Source organism: Dyadobacter sp. SG02 (genome assembly GCF_900109045.1).
GTDB lineage: Bacteria > Bacteroidota > Bacteroidia > Cytophagales > Spirosomataceae > Dyadobacter.
Map to the genome: position 1 here is coordinate 39,496 of NZ_FNYL01000009.1, position 21,289 is coordinate 60,784.

The following is a 21,289-nucleotide window of genomic DNA, read 5'->3' on the forward strand; positions in this document are numbered from 1 at the left end:
AACAACTGCCGCATCCATGGGAATCAAGAAATTTAATCTGACACTTTACGGCATTCTTGGTACCTCCCAAACCTTGAATACCTGGTCGTTTATCAGCTTTTTTACCTTACCATCCGGCCTTTTTACAAAATGAAGTTTCCAGTTATCGGCTTTCAAAAACAAGTCCGTTTCTGATGTGGCACCGAGTTCCCATTTGGGATTTCCGGGTAATTGCAAGTAGAATTTTCCGGCCTCGCGGCTGACGGTTAAATGCCATTTTTGATCGCCGTAGTTACCCACAAGTAGGTCACTTTGCGCGTCCGTGAGCTCTATTTCAGGTAATCGCTCCACTAATGGTGTGATTGCAGTGAACCAGAAACGGTGCCAGCCGGGCGAGCCCCAACTCAGCGTGATACCGGTCTGAAAAATAACGATTACCAACGTGCCAAACCAGGTGATGAAATGGATGCGCCTAAGGCTGAGCCAGTCGTAAATGAACAGCGGGATCAAAAGCATATCAAGATAAATGAACCGCACAAAGACTGCTATTCCAAGACCTGGCAGAAATCTTATGCGATCAATGCCAGCCTGAATGACGATCAGCGTTGCCAGTAAAAGTAACCGTTTGTGCACGGCTGCCTGCTTTCGCACGAGCATTCCCCAGACAAAGAAAATCCCGAAAAGAATCAGTAAGTACAACTGAATGAACAGAATATCAAACTGCCCGCTGGATTCGGGCGGATTGTTGACGATCAATGCGCGAACAGTAATACCTACCAGCGACGCCCACACCAGAATGCCAAATACAAAGCCTATTGGCCCAAGCTGCCGGTGACGCTTCACATTATCCTTTGCGATCAGCAACGTTTGCGCCAGAAAAATCCCCAGCCAAGTAGTCATAATCAGACCATGAACGTGCAAAAACCAATGTAATTGGATGTTTTCCTGAGCGAACATCTGGTAATCCGGCACGAAACCGAGTGCAACCAGAATCGGGAAAAGAATAGCCATCGAAACAAAGAAGTAGCGGCCTTTTCGAATGTTAACGCTTCGGGGAGTCGTATTTTCCAGGGCAATTTCCATGGTGCTGGCGAGAGGTTTGGTTGAATTCCAAGTAGATAAATGTGGATTCGCAGTAGGCAGTAAATTCTTAAAAACGGATTGTGACCAGTTGCAGCGCTATAATACCGAGAGAGCCGACGATGGTCACCTTTTGAATTCGCCTGCTGGTGATATAGTCGTAGATGTGTGAGAGAGAATATACCTGAAAAATTGCAGCGCGCTGTCGAATGCAAACCAGCAGACGGCCAGGATCACGATCGAGTACGCAATGATCAGCATGAGCAGCAGCTTTTTGTCCTGGTCGGTTGAGTCGGTTTTCATGGTAGTTGAGACGATTGCAGATGTCATTATAGTTCATCGTTTATTTTGTAAAATTTCAAATGTCTTATTCCGGAATGAAGGACCATCATCGCGATGAGTAGAAAGTTCCTACTGAATAGTCTTACTTTCTGTTAAATGTGAAACGGAGCATGCTGTAATGATTTTGTGAAGGTAATTACCCCGGGCAGTCATTAGTTAGCACAATTAGCCCTCAATATGGCAGGCTGGTAACATGCAGGAAACGCAATTTTCTGATATGCATTAACACTGCAACGGTTGTAACAAATGCTGTAAAACTGGTAACCGGTGAGCTATAAACGTCAGTAAGTCTTCACAGCTTAAAGTGTGCGGTCGAGTTCTGCAACAAATGCGGATGGTGTCTTGCCGAACTGTTCCTGGAAGCATTTGGAAAAGTAGGAATGCGAAGCGAAACCGACCTGATCGGCGATCTGAGATACGGTACCTGCGTTGGAAGATAACAGCTGGGCGGCGCGTTGAAGACGGATGGTCCGCATGAAGTCACTGGGAGAATGGCCTGTCAATGCCTGCAGCTTGCGATATAGTTGCATCCGGCTCATGCCGATTTCCTTGCCAAACGTTTCTACATTGAAATTTTCATCAGACATATACTGCTCAATGATTGCCATCGCCCTACTTAAAAACTGTTCGTCTACGGAGGAAATCGCAATGCTAGCGGGCTGTAAAATAATCTCGCGAGTATATCTTTCTTTTAGCTGGCGCCGGCCCTCGATTAGGTTACCAACGCGGATGAGCAGTTCCCGCACCTCAAACGGTTTAGTCAGATAATCATCGGCGCCCGTGCCCAGCCCCTGCAATTTATTCTCAACCGAAGTTTTGGCAGTAAGTAAAATGACAGGTATGTGACTTGTATTCTGGTCACTTTTCAAGCGCTGGCAAACATCCAGACCATCCATTTTAATACCCGCCTGGGATGGCATCATGATATCCGAAATGATCAGATCCGGGATTTGTTCCTGAGCGAGTCTGTAACCTTCGGCACCATTGACTGCTTCAATAACCCGATAAATCCCATGTTCTGTTAGTGAGCGCTTTATAAAATCACGAAGATCCGTATGATCTTCTATGACCAGAACCAGTGGAATGCCAGGACTTAAATCCGAACTTTCCTGTATGATCTTTTCCGAAATACTCACCTCAATGTTTTCATGGAACTGACTGTTTTTTGCAATAACTGGCACCGTATTTAACTGGCCAGTTTGCGCTGAATGAAGCATTTCTAGCGGTAACAAGACCACAAATTCACTGCCCAGACCGGGCGTGCTGGACACCTTGATGGTACCATGATGTAATTCCACCAGATCACGTGTGAGCGCCAGACCGATCCCCGAGCCTTCATGATCGCGACCGACTGAATGATCTATTTGATAAAACCGATAAAAAATCCGTTCGAGCTGATCAGCCGAAATCCCAGTTCCATTGTCCTTGATTTTTATTTCAGCCCAAATGGTTGGTTTGTCAGAAGATTTTTGCTGAATCTCTGAAACTGGCGATAGTTGCAGTGACACTAAAATTTGCCCATTGTCCTGCGTAAACTTAAATGCATTGGAAAGCAAGTTGTTCAATACTTTTTCCAGCTTATCCGCATCAAATTGCAACCAGAGACTTCCTTCCGGCGTCGCTACCTGAAATTGAATTCGACGTCTTTCCGCAAGAGAATGGAACGAGCCGGCGACACGATTTACGAAATGGATCAGGTCGCCAGGTTGCGTATCGAGCGGCATTTTGCCCGCTTCCAGCCTGGAAAGATCAAGTAACTGATTGACCAGATGCAACAGGCTTTTGCCGTTCCTCAGCATGCTCCGGAACTGGGGAGCATACGGATCATTTTCAGCCATATTTGAAAGCCAATATTCTAATGGGCTCAGAATGAGCGTCAATGGCGTTCGAAATTCATGGGTTACATTGGTAAAGAAATCGGATTTTAGCCGGTCCATTTCCAGTAATTGCTGCGCTTTGATCTCACGGATTTTCAATGCGTTTTTTGCGCGTTCGCGAAGTAACAAAACTTGCCAGCCGCCAAAGAAAAGCCCGGCCAGCATTAGGGCATACATTATATAAGCCCAGCCCGTTCGCCACCATGGAGGCGAGATCAGGACAGACATTGACTTTTCAACCCATATGCCATCGCTGTTGGCTGCCCTAACCCGGAATTTATAACTTCCCGGTGGCACATTGGAATAATCAGCCGTTCGTACCGCGCTGATCGGATGCCATTCAAGATCGTAGCCTTCAAGCTTATAGGTATACAAATGCAGTTCCGGATGCCGGAAATCGATGGCCGCAAAATCGATGGAAAAGACATTCTGATGATGAGCCAGACCCAGGGACCCGCTGGCAGGCCTGATGACACGGTTATGTACACGAAAAGCGGCAAAATGAAGTAATGGCGCGATCGGGCGATGCTTCAATAATTCTTGCGGGTGGAAATGGAAATATCTGTCCATACTACCGAAATAAATGCTGCCATCCAGCCTTTTGTAGCTGCCGCCAAAAAAGAAATCTTCACCGGGCGAGATGCCGTAATTGGTACCAAATAGCCGAAAAGAGCGCCGGTTAGCACTTATTGCCCCAATACCATTCGTGACGGCTAACCACAGGTTTTTGTGATTATCCTCGATTAATGCCTTTACAAATGGAAGCGATTTGCCGGTGCCGGGATCATTGAAGGCTACAAAAATACCGCGTTTGCGATCGTAGTAATGTAGTCCGGCTGTGGACGCCACCCACAAAGTACCTGCGGCATCTTCTATGAGCTGGGTCACAATAGCCCATGGCAAAAAATGTCTGAATTTTCCCATTTTCCGGTCCATCAGGTTCAACCCGCCGCTGTTTGTCCCCACCCAAAAAGAGCCTGTATGGTCTTCAAGTACAGCCAGAACGTAATTGTTGCTAATCGAGGTACTGTCATGTGCATCGTGCCGGTAATGTACAAATTTTCCGGAACGGGTGTCCAGCTTATCCAGACCTCCCGCTGTAAGCACCCAGTTTGTACCCGCCCGGTCCTGATAGTAGCCGGCCGCCTCACCCGGACTTATGCTCGACACATTAGTTGAATCGTGCAGGTAATGCGTGAATTTCCCCTTCGAATGCCCGCCTGCCGGCGGCTCATATCGATATAGCCCATTGTTCCAGGTAGAAATCCAGCGGTTTCCTTGTCTGTCGCGGTTTAGCCGTGTTACGTGATCGCTCATCAGCGAGGTTTGCTTTGCAGCCTTGGCAAGCCATTCAGCGGCATTTTTTGAGACAAAATCGCCGGTTAGCAGGCCCGCAATCGACCCGATCCACAACGTGCCTGTCGAATCTTCCTCAAAAAAATGAACGCCTGAGCGCGTTTTCACTTCTGAAATCGGGCTCTCCTTCGTCGTGATTTTGATTAAATGCCCCGGTATGGTCCCCATCCAAAGCGTACCGTCCCGGGTGCGGCACGCCGAAAGAAGGTTAAAATCGGGCATGCCACTTTCTACGGCTTTGTACCAGGTTACCAGGCCAGATTTTGGATCGTAACGGTTTGCCCCGGCATCGAGTGTTCCAATCCAGATACCGCGTGCCGGGTCTTCCAGGATAAACCGGATCCCGGTTGTGGAAAAAGAACGCAAGTTTTTCTCTTTGGGAAACGGGCGACTGAGCCTGCCGGGATGTGCTTCCTGAAAAGAGTGCCGGGTGAATTTTCCGGTTTTTCGATTAAAAGTATGTAAGCCGTCGCCGCCTGTCCCCACCCAGAATGTACCTCGGCTGTCCTCAAAAATGGCAAATATCCGGTTCTCGATCAGGCTGTTCGGATCGCCGGGATTATGCAGGTACCGTGTGAATGTGGATGTTTTCCGGTCGAGTCTGTTCAGGCCACCTTCCATTGGCTTCATGCCGCCCTGATCGCCCGTCCCGACCCAAATTGTGCCTTCTTTGTCCTCGAAAATAGTCGCAACTTGCGGGTGACTTATCGTTTTTGGATTTTTCGCAACTGACTTAAAAGGAATAAATCTACTCGTAGGCTTGTCAAAAAGGTATAATCCACCCACTGTACCAACCCAGAGATTCCCCAGACGATCTTCCAGCAATGCACTGATTGCATTGTCTTCGTATTTGTATTCTTTGCTTTTAACAACCTGATAATGGGTAATTTTTCCGGTTTCCGGGTCGAGGCGATCCAGCCCCGCACTCCATCCGCCGATCCAGATCAGCCCGTCGCGCGTTGGACAGATACTTCTTACCTGGTCGCCAGCAAGCGAATTTGCGTTTTTCGGATCGTGCTGGTAAACCGTCCAATTGTAGCCATCATACCGAAGCAGTCCCGAGCCGGTCGCAAGCCAGAGATATCCCCGGGTGTCCTGACGAATGTCGGCGATCTCATGCGGATCAATACCTGGCGGCATACTAACCGACTCTATAATGGTGGTTTGGGCAAAAAGACTTGCTCCTCTGTAAAAGGAGAATGAGAGAGTGAACAAGAGCAAGACAGCGAACCTGATCATGATGACGGTCAGCAAGATTTACTATCAATCTAGTTCCTTTTTATCGAAACCAGGTACATTCATGCAGAAAATTAGTTACTGGTATAACACAGCTTTGAGATATTTAAGGGTGCGTGAGTTATACACTCACCGTGTTAGATTCAATCTAAGTTTAGGCGTTTTCCGAATCCAGGATATTTTTCGGTTATCGTCCAAGCGCGGGCCGAAATTGAAAAACACTTTGTGGTATTACAATCCAATTTAATCGCACGACACCTGTGAAATCCAAAAATGCCTACCTGGGCTTGCCCTTCTCGCATTCGAAACCAAAGCCCCGAAAAATGGCCGGCATGAGCCGAGCGCTGCCGGGCGACTTCGACGAATTGGTGGCGATTCTCGAAAAGAAGGCAAAAAAGAGGCCGTTCGAAAGGCGCGCTACCTAACTATTTATTACAATTGTCTCAATTACTTTTACGGCAATACTGAAGTGAATCCGAAAAGCGGCACACATACCTTAGAGAACTGTTGACAGTATGGCTGTAACCTGACAAATTATAAAATAGATTGCTCAACGGGTCTACCACTCCCCATTTACTGATACACGCCGGCAGCCAAGCCTGTAAACAAGCCAGAGTTCATTTCGAAGGCAGAATGAACTTGGCCAGTATATCAAAGGCTTGCTTGGCTACGCGGCTGCCAAAGTTGCCTTGTGTGAATACCACGACAAGCTGCAGTTGCTTGATAATGATGATGTACTGCCCGCCATTCCCTGAAGCAAAAACCATTGTATAACTGCCCGTTTGTGTCTTGATCACTTCATTGTACCATTGGTAACCATAGTAGGCAGGCTGTGGCATGGCGGCAGTCGAGCGGCTGGTTTTCACAAAAGAGCCTTCGGGAATCAGTATTTCTGCGCGGGTTGACTCGCGTATCCACTCGCGGGAGACAATCTGCTTTCCACGGAATTCGCCCCGATTAAGTACCATCTCTCCGACTTTGAGCATATCCTCAGGTCTGATGTAAAAAGATCCAGCGGTCATGCCATGCCCGCTCGGGTCAATCGTCCATTTATAGTTCGTGATGTCCAGCTCCGAAAAAAGATGGTCTTTGGCAAAACGCATGACTGACATACCGCTGGCTTTCTCAATAATACCGCTTAGGATCATGGAGGCGCAGGATGTGTAGGCCCACACCGCCCCCGGTGCATTTTTCATTGGAAGTGCGAGCGAGAATTTAACCCAGTCTGAGGCGTTCTCCATTTCAGACTCACAGTCATGGGTATTGTTCCATTCCTCGCAATCCAACCCGGTGCGCATTTCAAGCACGTTTCTGATGGTCATTTGCCGTTTGAGTGGGTCAGAGTTGAATGCCGTGTCCTGGGGAAAAAAGGCACATACTTTCTGATCCACATTCTTGATCAACCCCTTATCTATCGCGATTCCTACCAGCAAGCTGGTGATGGATTTAAAAGAAGAGCGGGTGTCATGCAGTGAATCCCGGCGATATCCATTGAAATATCGTTCGTAGATGGTTTTACCGTTTTGAAAAACAAGTACGCTATGCACCTTCGGGTAGATACCGTCCGTGATAGCCTGCTCCATTTGCGCGAAGCGCTGTTGAGCGCTTGAGCTAATCGATATAGTTACCAGTAGTAGGGAAATGATTAATTTCATAAGAGTAAATTACGAAATTGAAACATTTGCTTAATCCAAGTATTGGAATTAAGTTAAAAAATAAGTCTGGTGAGTAGAGCTTTCATCTTGTATAAATTTTTATAGATGAAGATAATATTTTCGGCGTAAAGGTTGGATTCACATGTACAGTCCAAGCAATTGGGTACAATCTCACAAATCCCTGATCATTTGATGACAAATTTACCTGCCATATCATACATTGTTAAATTTCGACAGGCAAGATATATTTCACTCGGATGGGCTTGCCAGATTGGCGTCCCGGAATCCAATTTGGCATTAATTTGGCTACTCGTAATACCTCCTGATCAACTTCCGGACCTTGGCCTTTTACAATTAATACATCTTGCAAGCTGCCGTCAGTATTTACTATTAATGATACAAAGACCCTTCTTCTTTTGATAGACTTAGGTATTCTAAGATTTCTGAAAAAAAATCTACTTCGTTCAAGGCTGCCTCCTGGAAACTCGGGCTGCTTCTCGACCACCATAAAAACCGGTTCTGTGGACTGTTGTGCAGTTTCAGTTTTAAGCTCCTTCGTCTGAGCAACTACTAGGGTGGATATTCCAAGTGTGGCAGCAATCGCAAAAAAAGCCGCTCTTATTATCAAATTTATCATATCATTGTAGCGGTTGAATTGAGTAAATATATAATAAAATTATATATTGTCTTAATGGGCCGATTGCAAAGCGTTGGCAGGCCGTTGTAGCGGGCGTTGATCGAGTGGGCATAATGCTTCCCCCAGACTTTTGAAGTAGTGACAATTCTCGCCGGGCGCTGCGTCTGAAATGCATTAATATGTTTTCTGCTTCAATGATTTAAATATCAACCACCGAAAATTGAAAAAAAGGATTGTCTCAGATAACGTAGGTGAGTGTTGCACAACTTGCGGTCTTACAATCAAGGGCGGTTTGATCATTAAGTATCAGTTTGAAAATTACGCAGAAGGTTGGGCAAAAGTCTTCCATCCGCGTCCACGACAACGTCGTGAGCTCTTGTAAAAGTAGGTTCACCACAGGACCGAAGCTTTTGAGTTGTGCAACAGCCCCCTGGTTTTCTGAGACGATCGCGTCAATTTGCCGCAAGCTGCCAGTTGATGCAACAACGGTAAGTCGAATTTTTAAGTGTGCTGACTGATGGTTCACCTATCAACTGTATTGAGGCATCTGAGCAGCCGCTGTCACATTTTACCCAGGTTATTTGAGACGATACAGGCTAGCTAGTAAACAATCGAGGTCTTAGCCTTTCGGTTGTATATCCTAAAATCAAAAGATGTTGGTAGCTCTTGATCGACAGCTAGAGAAACTGGCTATGCTTTGGAGTATTGAAGCAGGTCTGTTTGGCCTGTATCAGTTGTTTGAAAACATAAATCACTATGCTTTTTTGACACTCCCTGAGAAATACTCTGTTGTTTACACCTTGCTCCGGGAACTCTTGTTCGAAGAACTAGCTGTCCTAGAAGAATTTACTGACCCCCACCTCACAACCAAGGTGAGGGACGTGGAAGCAGGCTATTTTTTGCCTATTCTTGACAATCCCAGATCGTGGGATTTAAATGCGCGCCCCACCTATACATTACGACTGACCTTGAAAGGTGAAGAGTTCATGGATAGGTATCCTGATGAATTAAAGCAGTTAGAAGAAAGAAGTAGATAATTTTAAGCACCGAATTGGCGGGGTAGCGAACGCCTCAATTAAGGAGGTTATTTGAGGCAATGACATGTTTATGATTCTATTTACTTTTTCTCAGCACATTCACCCATTACAAATGCTTCGATGCCATGGGCCCGGGCTTCGCAGTCATTACTATATGTCTTCCCATTGCAGCCGCACACTGGGTTGTAGACTGTGTAGCACCCAGAATTGTCTCTCGGCTTCTCAGCGCAATTCCGATTTATTTCCTTTTCGCTACATCCGATTAGCATCAATAGAATTGGGTGATACAATTTAAGGGTCATGTTCTTTCATATTAAATCTTTGAAATATCAAAAGTGACGCTTATTCAACGAGAATGGTTGCAATTCTCACGAAACCCTCCTTTTCTGAGACATATCTGCTGCGCCAGTTTTATATTGTTCTATCTCACGGAGCATTTCAATAGACTTTACGACGGGCTCCCATTGGTTTCCCCGCAGGATGAACTTGAACCATTTCTTCTCCCGGTTCTCATATCTGGTGTTGAAGAAGAGCCACAAAGCCGCAACGACAAAGATAATCGTGATAAGTATTTGAACTGTCGACCATACCGGGTTCTCAAACATCCGCTGAGGAATGGAAAAGGTTGTCCAGATCGGCGCATGTAGGAACATCAGCCTCGTGACCAGCAATGTAGACCCTTTTAACCGTGCTAGCCGATCTTGGGTAGTAAAAAGCGCTTCGCTGAGATCTGTCTGGTAAATCAACACTAGCTGGTAAATATGGACGCCTGTTACGAAAGCAAAAATCACTACATGTATAGCAATCGAATACCAGAAAAACGGGGTTGCGTAGTCGTAGGTCCGATAAAGAACCAAGCATAAGAGGGACAACCACAATAAGCTTACAACGATCAGGAAGATTTTCATCGGAATCATCGATCCGACGATAGACTTGATTTTGATGAGCGTGATAGCTGCTGCATTCTGTCGGTTCAAAACAAGGTTCTCTTCGAGTTTACGATCATATGAACGCCACAGTTCGATCAGTTCTGATTCTTGCATGATTTTAAGATTTGAAGGTGGTAAATTTGCGACGAAGTTGTTCCTTGATTCTTCCCACTTTGGTCGAGACGTTAGATGCTGTGATTCCGAGAATGGTTGCTATTTCTGATTGGCTGTGACCTTCCAGGTACAGTAGCATAAGCGCTCTGTCAAATTCTCTCAATTGCCGGATAAACTCGTGGAGCATAGTTAAGTCAGAAGCTAAGTCCAGCGGTTCGTCTTCTATTGTTAGCGTAAGGATTTCTTCGGTTAACGGGTGGGTGATTTTGTCACGCCTGGTCTGCTTGCGGAAAAAAGAGATCGCGACATTCAAAGCGATACGATAAATCCATGTGGTTAGCATGAACTGCTCGTCATATCTGGGAAAGGCCAACCAGAGTTGCAAGGTAATTTCCTGGATCAGATCCTTCCGATCTTCCGTGTCACGGCAATATGCATTTGCCACTTTGTAGATGATCCCTTTGTTCGAATCAACCACATTCAAAAATTGAGCGGCATCTCTGTTAAGCAGCATAGCGCATTGAATTGTCTAATTGGAGAACTGAGCGGTTACGTTCCAATTATTCGCATTGGGTTGATAATGTCACATGTAAAGGCCATTTTCTTTCAGAAGTTATGGTCTTTTTGGCGATTTGCTATCGTTGATTGTCAGTATGATCACCGCTCAGCGACACATTTCGTTGGCTCGGTAGGTGGATTTTTTGCGTCTCTGATTGACACGACAACTGAAAAGCCATATTGTAATCGACTAGCTTTGACGGTTCGCGTATTGACTGTGCTGCGGCGCCGTATGTAATATCTGTGACAATGCTGGCTGACGTTTCACCTATCAACCGATTTACATCGTATTAGCGGCCGCTGTCACATTTTACCCACAAATCTGAGATACAATTGGTATTGCTAAGATCGAACATCCCCGACAAAATAGACTTCTAGAATATCCTTGAAAAACGGATCTCACTTTTATATATTCATCGGCTCGAATTTACGAGCTAGCATTCTGTCTGAGCATATGAACCAAGTTTTGATAATTCGACATGCAGTCCTGCACGATCTGCCATCCCTTTTACATCTTGCCAACCAACTCAGCGACACGGTTCAGGTTTCTGAGCAGTATTTGCAGGAGCACCTAAGCGCTTTGTTGGCCGATGATAACCACTGCATACTGGTAGCTACTCAGGAAGGGATGGTTGTTGGTTACATATCGGGCTATTTTCATCAAGCGATTTACGCAAGTGCCATGGTCGCCTACATTGATGAAGTGGTAGTTGATAGTGGCAGTCGGGCCAGATCCATCGGGTCTCAGATGATGCAAAAATTTGAGAAATTGTGTCAAGAAAAAGGCTGTCGATTAATTTCGTTGGCCACCTTCGGAGCAAAAGATTTCTACGAAAAGTTAGGTTATCGCACGAAGGCCAGTTATTTCAAAAAGTCTTTGCCCTAGTCGAGGAAGTTAAACTCCGTTTAGTTTCCATTGTAAAATCTCTTTAGCGCTTTAAATGATAAGTCCTCGCTCGGCCAGATCTCAATTATGTACGAATCAGCACCGTCATCGTCGACAACGCCAACCAAGTTAGCAGAGTAGATTCGGAATCTGTATTTTCCCGGAGACACTTTTATTTCCTTCATCACGGCAGAATTAGGACAATCTGCAATTTCAATTACCCCCGATTCAATCGCTATTCCTGCTTCAACAGCATGATCGAATCTTGACAAATCCTGGATAACTGGCTCTTTTTCAAAAAAATTGATCTCTGCCTGAATTCTCCCATAGCTAGCTGTACTAACACCAATTAATCTATTATTGACTGCGAGACGGTCTGCTAACGTCTCTTCGGACCAGAAATCGCCCCCAGTATCGTTATCAGAACCCTTGTCTACCAAGTAAAACTGATGATATGCTGTGTTAAATACCAGGCTTGAACTCATTGATTTGACTGGAATAAGTCGCTTTCTGATGCAGGATGCAATGAGGAGTACCATCAAAAGCAAATACAGATATTTCAAAATATCTTTGATGAGTGAGGTTGATAAAAACTCTTAGACCGAATTTGTAAACACACCATTTGGAAAACAGCCATAAGCAGTTCAGTTTTCGTATTCGCAGCAATTACTACAAATCTAGTGGAGTGAAGTCACTTTTCCGCATAGAGCTGATGGTTCCGCTTTTCACTTACTTTACAACGAATAGCGTTATGATTGCGGGTAAGCAAGCATATCTTCGAAAGAAGACGTGTCAAATATTATCCAATGCAAAAAGCAATAAATGTGTCAGAAATCGCGCGATTCATGCTACGTCAGCTATACTTGATGAATTCCTGTATACTCTTCCAAATTATTGCCATTGATACTCCAATAATCATTATATATAAAAATGCCTCGTGCTTAACTCTTCCAGATCCAGGTAGAGCGGCCGCCCCGCTTGCCGAATCGTATCGGACTTCAATGCTATCAGCCGTCATCATCTTACGGAAATACTTCCTCCCGCAGGTGAAATCATGTTCTTCTCCGAGATATACTGCATATATGTGATCCGGAAATTTCAGGGTATCAGCTCCTCTTTCTAGACCCGTAATTTTCATGTACACCAACTCTCCCCTACTTCCAATCTCGTCTTGTCTTGCAGCGTTCCGATATAATCCAAACGTCATGAAAATGAGGAAAATTGACAAGCATAAATTTATAACTAGCCAAAACCACCTGTATTTCCTGTAATTTGCTGCCGGTTCTGTGCTCATATGAAAAACTAAGTGAAAAGATCTTGTCTCACAAAACCCTCCTTTCCTGATAGAAATATTCTTGTTATTTCCAGTGAAGGCAAATTTACCTCAAATATCAACTCCGGTACCTCACCGGTTGCAGCGACAACCAAACATCAAGTACCGGCGGCGCTGCCACGAACATTCCCCGGCAACTCATCACGAAATGTTCGTGGCAGCTGTAACATGTTGCCTAGGCTATTTGGACGGTATCTAGTACATGATTTTCTCTAACGATCGGAGCAGATCCCTTGACATAATTTCCCATTTTTAAGTAATCGTAAAGAACTTGCCTAACTTAAATCCGTAAATTCCTATCCATTGTAAATCTGCTCTATGGCTGCTATTCTGTCGAATGTCGACTCCTTTCATCTAAAAGCAGCAACAGTTGACAGTCCATTCGGGCCGGTTCAATTAAGTCTTTTGCTCTAAAATTTCCTATTTTTACGGCAGCACAAACAGCTCTGACAAAACAAATCAAAACGAGTCAAATCCTGTGGGACCCTTTTTGGGACCCCAATTTGAAAAAGCTTCGAAATTGCACCGGAAACGCGGTTTTCTGTAATCCCAGCGGGATCACAAAAAGGCGCACCAAGGTGCGCCTCTCCGAGAGGAACACCATCGTTAACCATTATGTCTGCAAAGAAATGCAGGGAGGCGATGTGCTCAGGTTTCCGCCCGTCAAACTTGTTGAAACTTTTTAGGTTTTATACCGAAATGCTGTTCGAAAACCCTGGAAAAGTGACTTAGGTTGGTAAAGCCGAGTTGGTAGCCTACCTCGGAAACTGTTAAACGTTTTTGTTTCAACAGACTTGCCGCCAACTGCATTTTCGAATACTGATAATATTCAAATACGCCCTTTCCAAAAGTTTGCTTGAATAACTTTCTCATTTTAGGCTCGCTCATCCCGGCTTCCCGCGCTAAGGACGCGATATTTGGTGGCTCATGGATGTCGGTTAAAAGCTTTGATTTTACTGCATAAATAGCCTTGATATCGTTGATATGCATACTGCTTGCCTGTACAGCATCCCTTTGCAATAACTGCGAAAAAGCCAGGCATAGGAGTTCTTCACATTTTAATTTGGCATAACGGCTTTCCAGACTTTCCGGTACAACCGGCCGAAGAAAACAACTGGCCGTTTGGACCATCTCCGGGGAAATACCGGTTTCATAAACAAAGTTTTCATGCGCATTCAGAATACTGATTGCCAGCGGATGATCCAAGTTACCAAAAAGCTCCCGCAGGTATTGTCGGGAAACCGCTATGGTCGCGCTGCCGAAAACGGTATTCAGCGGCATTTCAATAATGGAGGATACTGCATGTCGGCAGATCATCACATTCGGCTGCTCAATAGCTAACTTGCCATCACTTTCAATTAATGGAGGGAAGATCCCGCTTAACCGGAACACGATATCGTCCTGTCCTTCGGCGAGTTTGTTTGTACGTTCGATGACAATCTCATCTTTTAAATAATAATGCCGGATCATTATCCGCAGATCGCTCCCCCAGTTAAAGCCCGTGATAAAACCTCCCCCTTTACTCTCGGGGATATAAATAAACCTGCCATCGATCGTAGCGCCAATAGCCCTGGCAAACTGGTGAAAAATACCCTGTCCATGATCAGTGAGCGATAGTTTCATTTTCGACTATTATTATATATTTCACGGCTATTTTACCCTCAAAACATACGTTAATTTTGCTAATGAAAACCGAAATAAATACAAAAACAAAATATTTATGTTATTAGCAGATAAAAAAGTAGCTATCATTGGCGGCGGCCCGGGCGGCTTAACATTAGCACGCCTTTTACAATTGAAAGGCGTGGATGTGACCGTGTATGAAAGAGATGCGAACGCCGACGCCCGCGTACAGGGCGCCACGCTGGACCTCCATTTTGAATCGGGCCTGAAAGCCATTAAAGCCATGGGCCTGCGCGACGCCTTTGTCGCGAACTACCGCCCCGGCGCGGAAAAAGGCCGCATAATCGATAAGTACGGCAAGATTGTTTACGACGAACATACGACTGACTTAGCGCCGACGACGGACAGGCTGGACCTGGACAGTGAATATGCCAGGCCGGAGATAGACCGGGGGCCACTGCGCGATATTTTGCTGGATTCCCTGAAACCCGGCACGGTGGTCTGGGACAGCCAGTTCAAAAACATGGTACCGGCGGGTGACGGCTGGCAGATCGAATTCATGAACGGACGCACCGTTACGGTCGATATTGTGATCGGTGCAGATGGTGGCAATTCGAGGGTAAGACCCTTCGTGACGGATATTAAACCTGCCTACGCCGGGGTGGTGATCGTGCAGGGTAATGTGGGTAATGCCGCTACCATTGTGCCCGAGGCCAGCGAACTGCTCAAAGGCGGGAAGGTCTACGTGCATGCCGATGGCAAATACCTGCATATCTCCTCCAAGGGCGATGGCAGCATAGATTTTTACCTCGTGGATGAAAAGCCGGAAGGCTGGTGGGATAACAGCGGGGTGGATTTCTCCGATGGCAAGCAGGTGCTGGCTTGGTTCTTGTCTGAAACACCGGGCTGGAATGAGGTATGGGCGCCCATGTTCGAGAAGGCGGACTCGCCATATTTACTGCGCCCGCAATATTGCATTCCCTTCGATCAAAGCTGGGAAGCACATACCAATGTTACGCTGCTGGGCGATGCGGCCCACATCATGCCCCCCTCCGGCGAAGGTGTGAACCTGGCCATGCTGGATGCGCTGGAATTGAGTGAAAGCCTTACCAGCGGAGAGTTTACCGATCTTAAAACGGCCATCTCATCCTATGAAGCGGCCATGCAGGAAAGGGGCACAGCGGAAGCACAATCTTCCATCGAAATGAGCCAATGGATGCGGACAGAAGACGCACAGGAGCGTCTGTTGCAACTGTTTAACCACCTGGACTAATATATTTTCTTTTTCGATCTATGGATGGCCGGCTTTTCGCCGGCCATTTTGTTTGCCGCTCCGGGCACAGTCTTAAACTTATTCAAGATTTTTTAACAAAATTATCAGTCTGCCGGTACGGGTAACATCAGATTTACTTGTCTAATGGCAAAAGCGCACTCATTTGTTGGGTACTGTCATTTTTCAAAACTATATCGTGTTGCAGCAGCCATTACATCACCCGGTATCCATCGCCAGTCCACTGCCGGTCCAGGATACGCCTTGCCCAAATCCCGTGCGCGACGACGAGCATCTGATCAGGTTGGCTTTCGCCACAGATCCGGTGGCGGGTTGTGAATTGCTTTTCCGGCGATACTACGCCCCATTGAGAAACCATGCCGTACGTTTTGTGTATTCACGGCAGATCGCCGAAGACCTGGTATCGGATGTTTTCTGCACTTTCTGGGATAATAAGCTACACGAGCAAATCACTACTTCATACCGGGCGTATCTATTCAAGGCCGTGCGCAACCGGGCCCACAATTACGTGCTTTGGGAGCTTAAAAAGGATAGCAACGGCGCCGAAGAAGGCTTGTTGCTCACCGACAGCTCTCCCGGCCCCGATGCCACCCTGCTCCTGGACGAGCTGAGAATGCGGTTAGACCAAAGCATTCAGAACTTGCCCAACCAATCCAGGAAAGTGTTCCTGCTAAGCCGGCTGGAAGGTAAATCCTACCGCGAAATCGCCGACCAGACCAACCTTTCGGTAAGGACGGTAGAGGTGCATATCCGAAAAGCGCTATCGACGATCCGCCAGGCACTCAACAATGAATGGATGCTGCTGTTTATATTTTACTGGCTTCACTAAGGGGCACGGCGCATTTACTTGTCCACCTCCGAGAACATCATTCCTATTTAAAATGACTGAGCATATACCTGAGCAAACCCTTTTTGCCTTCTTTGACGGCCGGGCCACCTCATTGCAGCGCAAGCTCATCGAGGACTGGCTCCAAAATCCGGCGAATGAAGAAATTTATTATGCCGCACTGGAAGCCTGGGAGCGCCAGCACCCGCAATTGAACGAGGACACGGGCGATGCGCGGGAACGCTTTTTCTCCTACCTGCGCGAGCCTTCCCGCAATGCCAACCCGGCTTTCCCGCAACAGGTACAGCCTAATGCCTCCCGGTTTTGGTGGCAACGCGGGTTAATGGCCGCTTCCGTAACGATCGCGCTACTTACCGGCCTGGGCTTTCTTTTTAGGGACTCAATCCGCTACCAACACTTCGCTACCGATTTTGGAGAAACCCGTTCGATTCAATTGGAAGATGGAAGCCGGGTTACGCTAAATGCCAATTCGGAGCTGAAAGTGCCGCGTTGGTCTGATGAAAACGATAATCGGGAAGTATGGCTGACCGGTGAAGCGGAATTTGTGGTAACCCATACGAAAGACCATCGCCGGTTTGTAGTTCGCACCCGGGATAACCTTTCGGTCGATGTGTTAGGAACTGTGTTCTCGGTGAATGACAGGGGTTCAAAAGCAACCGTCTCGCTGCTGAAAGGAAAGGTCAATGTCCGGTATACCGAAGCAGGGTTTGGGCAAAAGCAGATTATCCTCAAACCAGGTAATGTGGTGACCGTCAATGAAAAAGGGAATGTGGCATTAACCGATCAAACAGATCCTGAGGTATTCTCTTCATGGAAAAAAGGGCAGTTTGTCTTTAACAATTCCAGTCTTTCGGAAATAATGCAACTCATCCACGACAACTACGGTGTGACCGTCCGGCTGACCGATCCCGCATTAGGCCAAAAACGCGTTTCAGGGACCTTCACGGCGCAAAATGCCCAGGAATTGCTGTCAGTACTCGCCCAGATGTACTCGCTGAAACTCGAACCCGACAATGATAATTTCATTCTGATTTCCCCACAATCAACCCCCATTTAATAACTAATTCCATAATGAAACGAACTGCTACCTGCCTGTATTTACTACTTGCGGCTGGGATTGGGCCGGCTTTGAGTAATCCAATCATTTTTGCCCAAGAACAGCGAATTTCAAGACACCCGGGCGAACAAGCGCCGCGAAAATTGAAAGATGTGTTGCTGGAAGTAAAGCAACGGTTCAAAGTAGACCTGCTTTTTGATGAAGAGCTCGTCGAAGGACTTGTCAGTACCGCCGCGATCGAAAAAAACGACCGTGTTGAAAAAGTCCTCGACCTGCTGTTGCTGCCGATGGACCTGCAATACCGAAAGGTAAAAGCCAGGGCTTATATCATTGTAGCAAAGCCATCCCTTAAAACGAAGACTACATTTGAGCCGGTGGATAGTGCAAGTGAGATGCCCATCCGGAACGCATTGGCGAGTGCCGGAACTTCCCTGCGAAACCCAGCGGCAAGCGCAACCCCGATCCGCGTTGCGAAGACCGTGAATGGGGCTGTGACAGACAGTCAATCGGGCGAAAGCATCCCCGGGGTTACTGTGCTGATCTCCGGGAAAAACACCGGCACTTCAACGGATGATAAGGGCCAGTATTCCATATCCGTCGAAGAAGGCGACGTGCTCGTATTCAGCTACGTGGGGTATTTAGCCCGCGAGGAAAAAGTAGGAAACCGATCGCAGATCGATGTTAAAATGGCGCCGGACACCAAGTCGCTCGAAGAAGTGGTGGTGGTCGGCTACGGGACGCAAAAGCGTCAGGATATAACCGGGTCTATCTCTTCTATTTCCGAATCGGAAATCAAAAAAGTAGTGCTCACCTCCGCGGACCAGGCCCTGCAAGGCCGCTCTGCCGGGGTTCAAATGACGCAAACTTCGTCGGCGCCTGGCGGAAATACGTCGGTAAGGATACGCGGTGGCAATTCATTGAGCGCCGGCAATGAGCCGTTGTATGTAATCGACGGGTTTCCGGTTTACAATGACAATGGCCAGTACAGTTCGGGAGCGCTTAACAACGGTCAGCCTACCAACGTGCTCGCATCGATTAACCCGAGTGACATCGAATCTATCGAGATCCTGAAAGATGCTTCTGCAACAGCCATTTACGGAGCCAGAGGGGCCAATGGCGTTGTAATTATCACTACCAAAAGAGGCAAATCGGGCCAGTCCAACATTACCCTGGAAGCATATTACGGTTTGCAGCAGGTCAATAAGGAAATACCGCTTTTGAACGCGACCGACTTCGCCATTGTAGCCAATGAATACCAGAAAAACCTGGGCCGGCCTGCTCCCTACCCCGATCCTCAGTCGTACGGACAGGGCACCAACTGGCAGAAAGAGGCTTTCCGGACCGCGCCCATTGAAAATTACCAGCTCGCATTCAATGGCGGCGATGCCAAAACCCAATATGCCATCTCAGGAAATTATTTCCGGCAGCAGGGCGTTATCCTCGGCTCGGATTTGAACAGGGGCTCGATCCGTGTTAACCTTGACAGAAGTGTCAGTGACAGGTTCAAGATCGGAATCAGTTTCAATGCATCGCGGACGGTCAACAAGCAAATCACTTCGGACACCGATCCGAACAGTAACAACACGCTCGGCTCGGTATCGTCCCTGCTTTCCACGCCTCCCACAGAGCCCGTGTACGATCAAAACGGCAATTACAGCCGGTTTATCGACGCCAACAGCAACTTTGTCATCAACCCGATCGCGCGACTACTCGAAGTTACCAACCAATCGAAAACAAACCGGGTGCTGGGCAACTTCTTCGCCGACTATAAGATTCTGGAAGGTTTAACGGCACGCGTCAGTTTGGGCGCCGACCAGATTTCGGTCAAAGAGGATTACTATCTTCCCGCATTCATTCAGGATGCCGGTGTAGACGCGGTGGCAAGACTAGGTTTTGTACAGAGTTTCAGCTGGTTGAACGAAAACACGCTTACCTATCAGCGCACGTTTGCAAAAAAACACGCCTTAACTGCCCTATTGGGTTTCACGCGCCAGGCTTTTACGCGTGAATCTGCACGGACCGGTTCCCAGCGTTTTGTAAACGACATTCTTGGCGCAAATTCGCTGGGTAGCGGCGCATTGACTTTACCCCCGCAATCCGGCAGGACCGACTGGGCACTCGAATCTTACATTGGAAGGATTAACTATGGCTTCCAGGACCGCTTTCTGGTCACCCTCACGGGCCGTATTGACGGGTCTTCCCGCTTCGGTGCCGACAATAAATACAGCTTCTTCCCTTCCGGGTCATTCGCATGGCGTATCTCGGAAGAGAAATTTCTCAAACCGGTGAAAGCGGTGAGCGACCTCAAACTACGTGTGAGCTATGGCAGGACCGGTAACCAGGAAATCCCCCAATACCGCAGTCTGGCGGCATTGGGTAACAACAACTATCCTGTCGGTGGCGTGATCAATAGCGGACTGAGCTCGACGCGGGTTGCCAATCCGAATCTACGCTGGGAATCGACTGACCAGTTTGACGTGGGTATCGATGCAGCCTTTCTGTCCAACCGCATTCAGCTTACCGCCGACTACTATCACAAAAAGACGACCGACCTGCTCCTGGACGTAGCCATTCCGAACAGTTCCGGTTTTGGATCTGCACTCCAAAACGTGGGAAGTACTCAAAACAAAGGACTTGAACTGGCTTTGAACACGGTGAACATTGATGGCAAATTCAAATGGAGAACTTCTGCCAATATTACCTTTAACAGAAACAAGGTGCTTAACCTGGGAGGCGACTATGAAAGACCATCAGGCCAGGCAAGTCCCAATTCGCAAATCCCTTACTCAGGCATTTTGCGCGTGGGTGAACCGGTGGGGATATTCTACGGATATGTTACCGACGGCTTGTTTCAAACATTGGACGAGATCAAAAAATCGGGTCAGCCGTCTGCATTACCGGGCGACCGCCGTTATAAAGATCTTAACGGGGACGGTGCGCTGGATGCCAACGACCGCACGATCCTGGGATATGCGCAGCCCAAATTTTTCTATGGGATCACCAATAATTTTTCTTTCAACAATTTCGACCTGAGCGTGTTTTTTCAAGGTGTGGAAGGCAACAGCATTTTGAACCTGAACCTGCATTCTGAAATTAACAATAGTGTTTTGGATGCGAAAAATCGCTGGTTACCAACCAATACAAACACGGATGTACCGCGTACTCCGACGAACGGCAGGGTTGTCGACAAGCTCGTCGAGGATGGCTCTTTCCTTCGCCTCCGTAACATTATGCTGGGCTATAACCTTCCCAAGAATGCTTCAAATTTCCTGCATCTGCGCTCGGCGCGCGTGTACGTCAGCGCCCAGAACCTGCTGACATTCACCAAGTATACCGGCTACGATCCCGAAGTAAGCGCGTTTGGTCAGGATAATTTAAGTGTCGGCGTCGATCGCGGGAGTTATCCCGTCGCCAAACTGTTCACTTTCGGAATCAATATCGGTCTTTAACCC

Annotated in this window: 18 protein-coding genes; 7 read left to right on the forward strand and 11 right to left on the reverse strand. The window is 47.2% G+C overall.

Annotated features, from left to right (window positions below; translation table 11 throughout):
* Positions 1-45 precede the first annotated feature (45 nt).
* The 3 genes from BMW93_RS20960 to BMW93_RS20965 form a co-directional block, all read right to left on the reverse strand.
* Positions 46-1,062, reverse strand: coding sequence for a hypothetical protein (locus BMW93_RS20960; protein WP_090380901.1), 1,017 nt, complete (start codon positions 1,060-1,062; stop codon positions 46-48).
* Positions 1,063-1,185: 123 nt separating this feature from the next.
* On the reverse strand, positions 1,186-1,362 hold the full coding sequence (locus tag BMW93_RS35520) for a hypothetical protein (protein WP_177194150.1): 177 nt from the start codon (positions 1,360-1,362) through the stop codon (positions 1,186-1,188).
* A 338-nt stretch (positions 1,363-1,700) separates the two neighbouring features.
* Complete coding sequence (locus BMW93_RS20965; RefSeq protein ID WP_090380911.1) at positions 1,701-5,888, reverse strand: hybrid sensor histidine kinase/response regulator transcription factor; 4,188 nt, start codon at positions 5,886-5,888, stop codon at positions 1,701-1,703.
* Between the two features lie 242 nt (positions 5,889-6,130).
* Here BMW93_RS20965 and BMW93_RS35525 point away from each other — a divergent pair, with 242 nt between their 5' ends.
* Entirely contained in the window at positions 6,131-6,295 is a 165-nt protein-coding gene (locus BMW93_RS35525) for a hypothetical protein (RefSeq protein ID WP_177194152.1), read from the forward strand.
* A 192-nt stretch (positions 6,296-6,487) separates the two neighbouring features.
* Here BMW93_RS35525 and BMW93_RS20970 read toward each other — a convergent pair whose 3' ends face one another.
* Together BMW93_RS20970 and BMW93_RS20975 are read right to left on the reverse strand one after the other, a co-directional pair.
* Entirely contained in the window at positions 6,488-7,453 is a 966-nt protein-coding gene (locus BMW93_RS20970) for a serine hydrolase (protein WP_177194153.1), read from the reverse strand.
* Between the two features lie 295 nt (positions 7,454-7,748).
* A complete protein-coding gene (locus BMW93_RS20975) occupies positions 7,749-8,162 on the reverse strand; it encodes an energy transducer TonB (protein WP_090380916.1) in 414 nt (137 codons plus the stop codon).
* A gap of 653 nt (positions 8,163-8,815) precedes the next feature.
* Between BMW93_RS20975 and BMW93_RS20985 the strand changes: the two genes are divergently transcribed.
* Positions 8,816-9,199 (forward strand): hypothetical protein, encoded by a 384-nt coding sequence (locus BMW93_RS20985; protein ID WP_090380921.1) that lies wholly within the window; start codon positions 8,816-8,818, stop codon positions 9,197-9,199.
* Between the two features lie 80 nt (positions 9,200-9,279).
* Here BMW93_RS20985 and BMW93_RS20990 read toward each other — a convergent pair whose 3' ends face one another.
* From BMW93_RS20990 to BMW93_RS21000, 3 genes are all read right to left on the reverse strand, one after another.
* Positions 9,280-9,501 (reverse strand): Kazal-type serine protease inhibitor domain-containing protein, encoded by a 222-nt coding sequence (locus BMW93_RS20990; protein WP_090380923.1) that lies wholly within the window; start codon positions 9,499-9,501, stop codon positions 9,280-9,282.
* Between the two features lie 66 nt (positions 9,502-9,567).
* Positions 9,568-10,242, reverse strand: coding sequence for a hypothetical protein (locus BMW93_RS20995; RefSeq protein ID WP_090380926.1), 675 nt, complete (start codon positions 10,240-10,242; stop codon positions 9,568-9,570).
* Positions 10,243-10,246: 4 nt separating this feature from the next.
* Positions 10,247-10,756 (reverse strand): RNA polymerase sigma factor, encoded by a 510-nt coding sequence (locus tag BMW93_RS21000; RefSeq protein WP_090380928.1) that lies wholly within the window; start codon positions 10,754-10,756, stop codon positions 10,247-10,249.
* A gap of 498 nt (positions 10,757-11,254) precedes the next feature.
* Here BMW93_RS21000 and BMW93_RS21005 point away from each other — a divergent pair, with 498 nt between their 5' ends.
* A complete protein-coding gene (locus BMW93_RS21005; RefSeq protein WP_143061692.1) occupies positions 11,255-11,686 on the forward strand; it encodes a GNAT family N-acetyltransferase in 432 nt (143 codons plus the stop codon).
* A gap of 20 nt (positions 11,687-11,706) precedes the next feature.
* Here the strand turns inward: BMW93_RS21005 and BMW93_RS21010 are convergent, their stop codons facing one another.
* The 3 genes from BMW93_RS21010 to BMW93_RS21020 form a co-directional block, all read right to left on the reverse strand.
* Positions 11,707-12,171 carry a hypothetical protein gene (locus BMW93_RS21010; protein WP_143061693.1) on the reverse strand — a complete coding sequence of 155 codons (465 nt, stop codon included), beginning with the start codon at positions 12,169-12,171 and terminating at the stop codon, positions 11,707-11,709.
* 368 nt (positions 12,172-12,539) lie between these two features.
* Positions 12,540-12,980 (reverse strand): hypothetical protein, encoded by a 441-nt coding sequence (locus BMW93_RS21015; protein ID WP_090380936.1) that lies wholly within the window; start codon positions 12,978-12,980, stop codon positions 12,540-12,542.
* Positions 12,981-13,682: 702 nt separating this feature from the next.
* Entirely contained in the window at positions 13,683-14,642 is a 960-nt protein-coding gene (locus BMW93_RS21020) for a helix-turn-helix transcriptional regulator (RefSeq protein WP_090380939.1), read from the reverse strand.
* 97 nt (positions 14,643-14,739) lie between these two features.
* Between BMW93_RS21020 and BMW93_RS21025 the strand changes: the two genes are divergently transcribed.
* The 4 genes from BMW93_RS21025 (at position 14,740) to BMW93_RS21040 (ending at position 21,286) form a co-directional block, all read left to right on the forward strand.
* Positions 14,740-15,915 (forward strand): NAD(P)/FAD-dependent oxidoreductase, encoded by a 1,176-nt coding sequence (locus BMW93_RS21025; RefSeq protein ID WP_090380943.1) that lies wholly within the window; start codon positions 14,740-14,742, stop codon positions 15,913-15,915.
* A 199-nt stretch (positions 15,916-16,114) separates the two neighbouring features.
* Positions 16,115-16,762, forward strand: a complete 648-nt coding sequence (locus tag BMW93_RS21030; RefSeq protein WP_229240651.1) for an RNA polymerase sigma-70 factor — start codon at positions 16,115-16,117, stop codon at positions 16,760-16,762.
* A gap of 52 nt (positions 16,763-16,814) precedes the next feature.
* Complete coding sequence (locus BMW93_RS21035) at positions 16,815-17,837, forward strand: FecR family protein (protein WP_177194154.1); 1,023 nt, start codon at positions 16,815-16,817, stop codon at positions 17,835-17,837.
* A gap of 14 nt (positions 17,838-17,851) precedes the next feature.
* A complete protein-coding gene (locus tag BMW93_RS21040) occupies positions 17,852-21,286 on the forward strand; it encodes a TonB-dependent receptor (RefSeq protein WP_090380948.1) in 3,435 nt (1,144 codons plus the stop codon).
* Positions 21,287-21,289 lie beyond the last annotated feature (3 nt).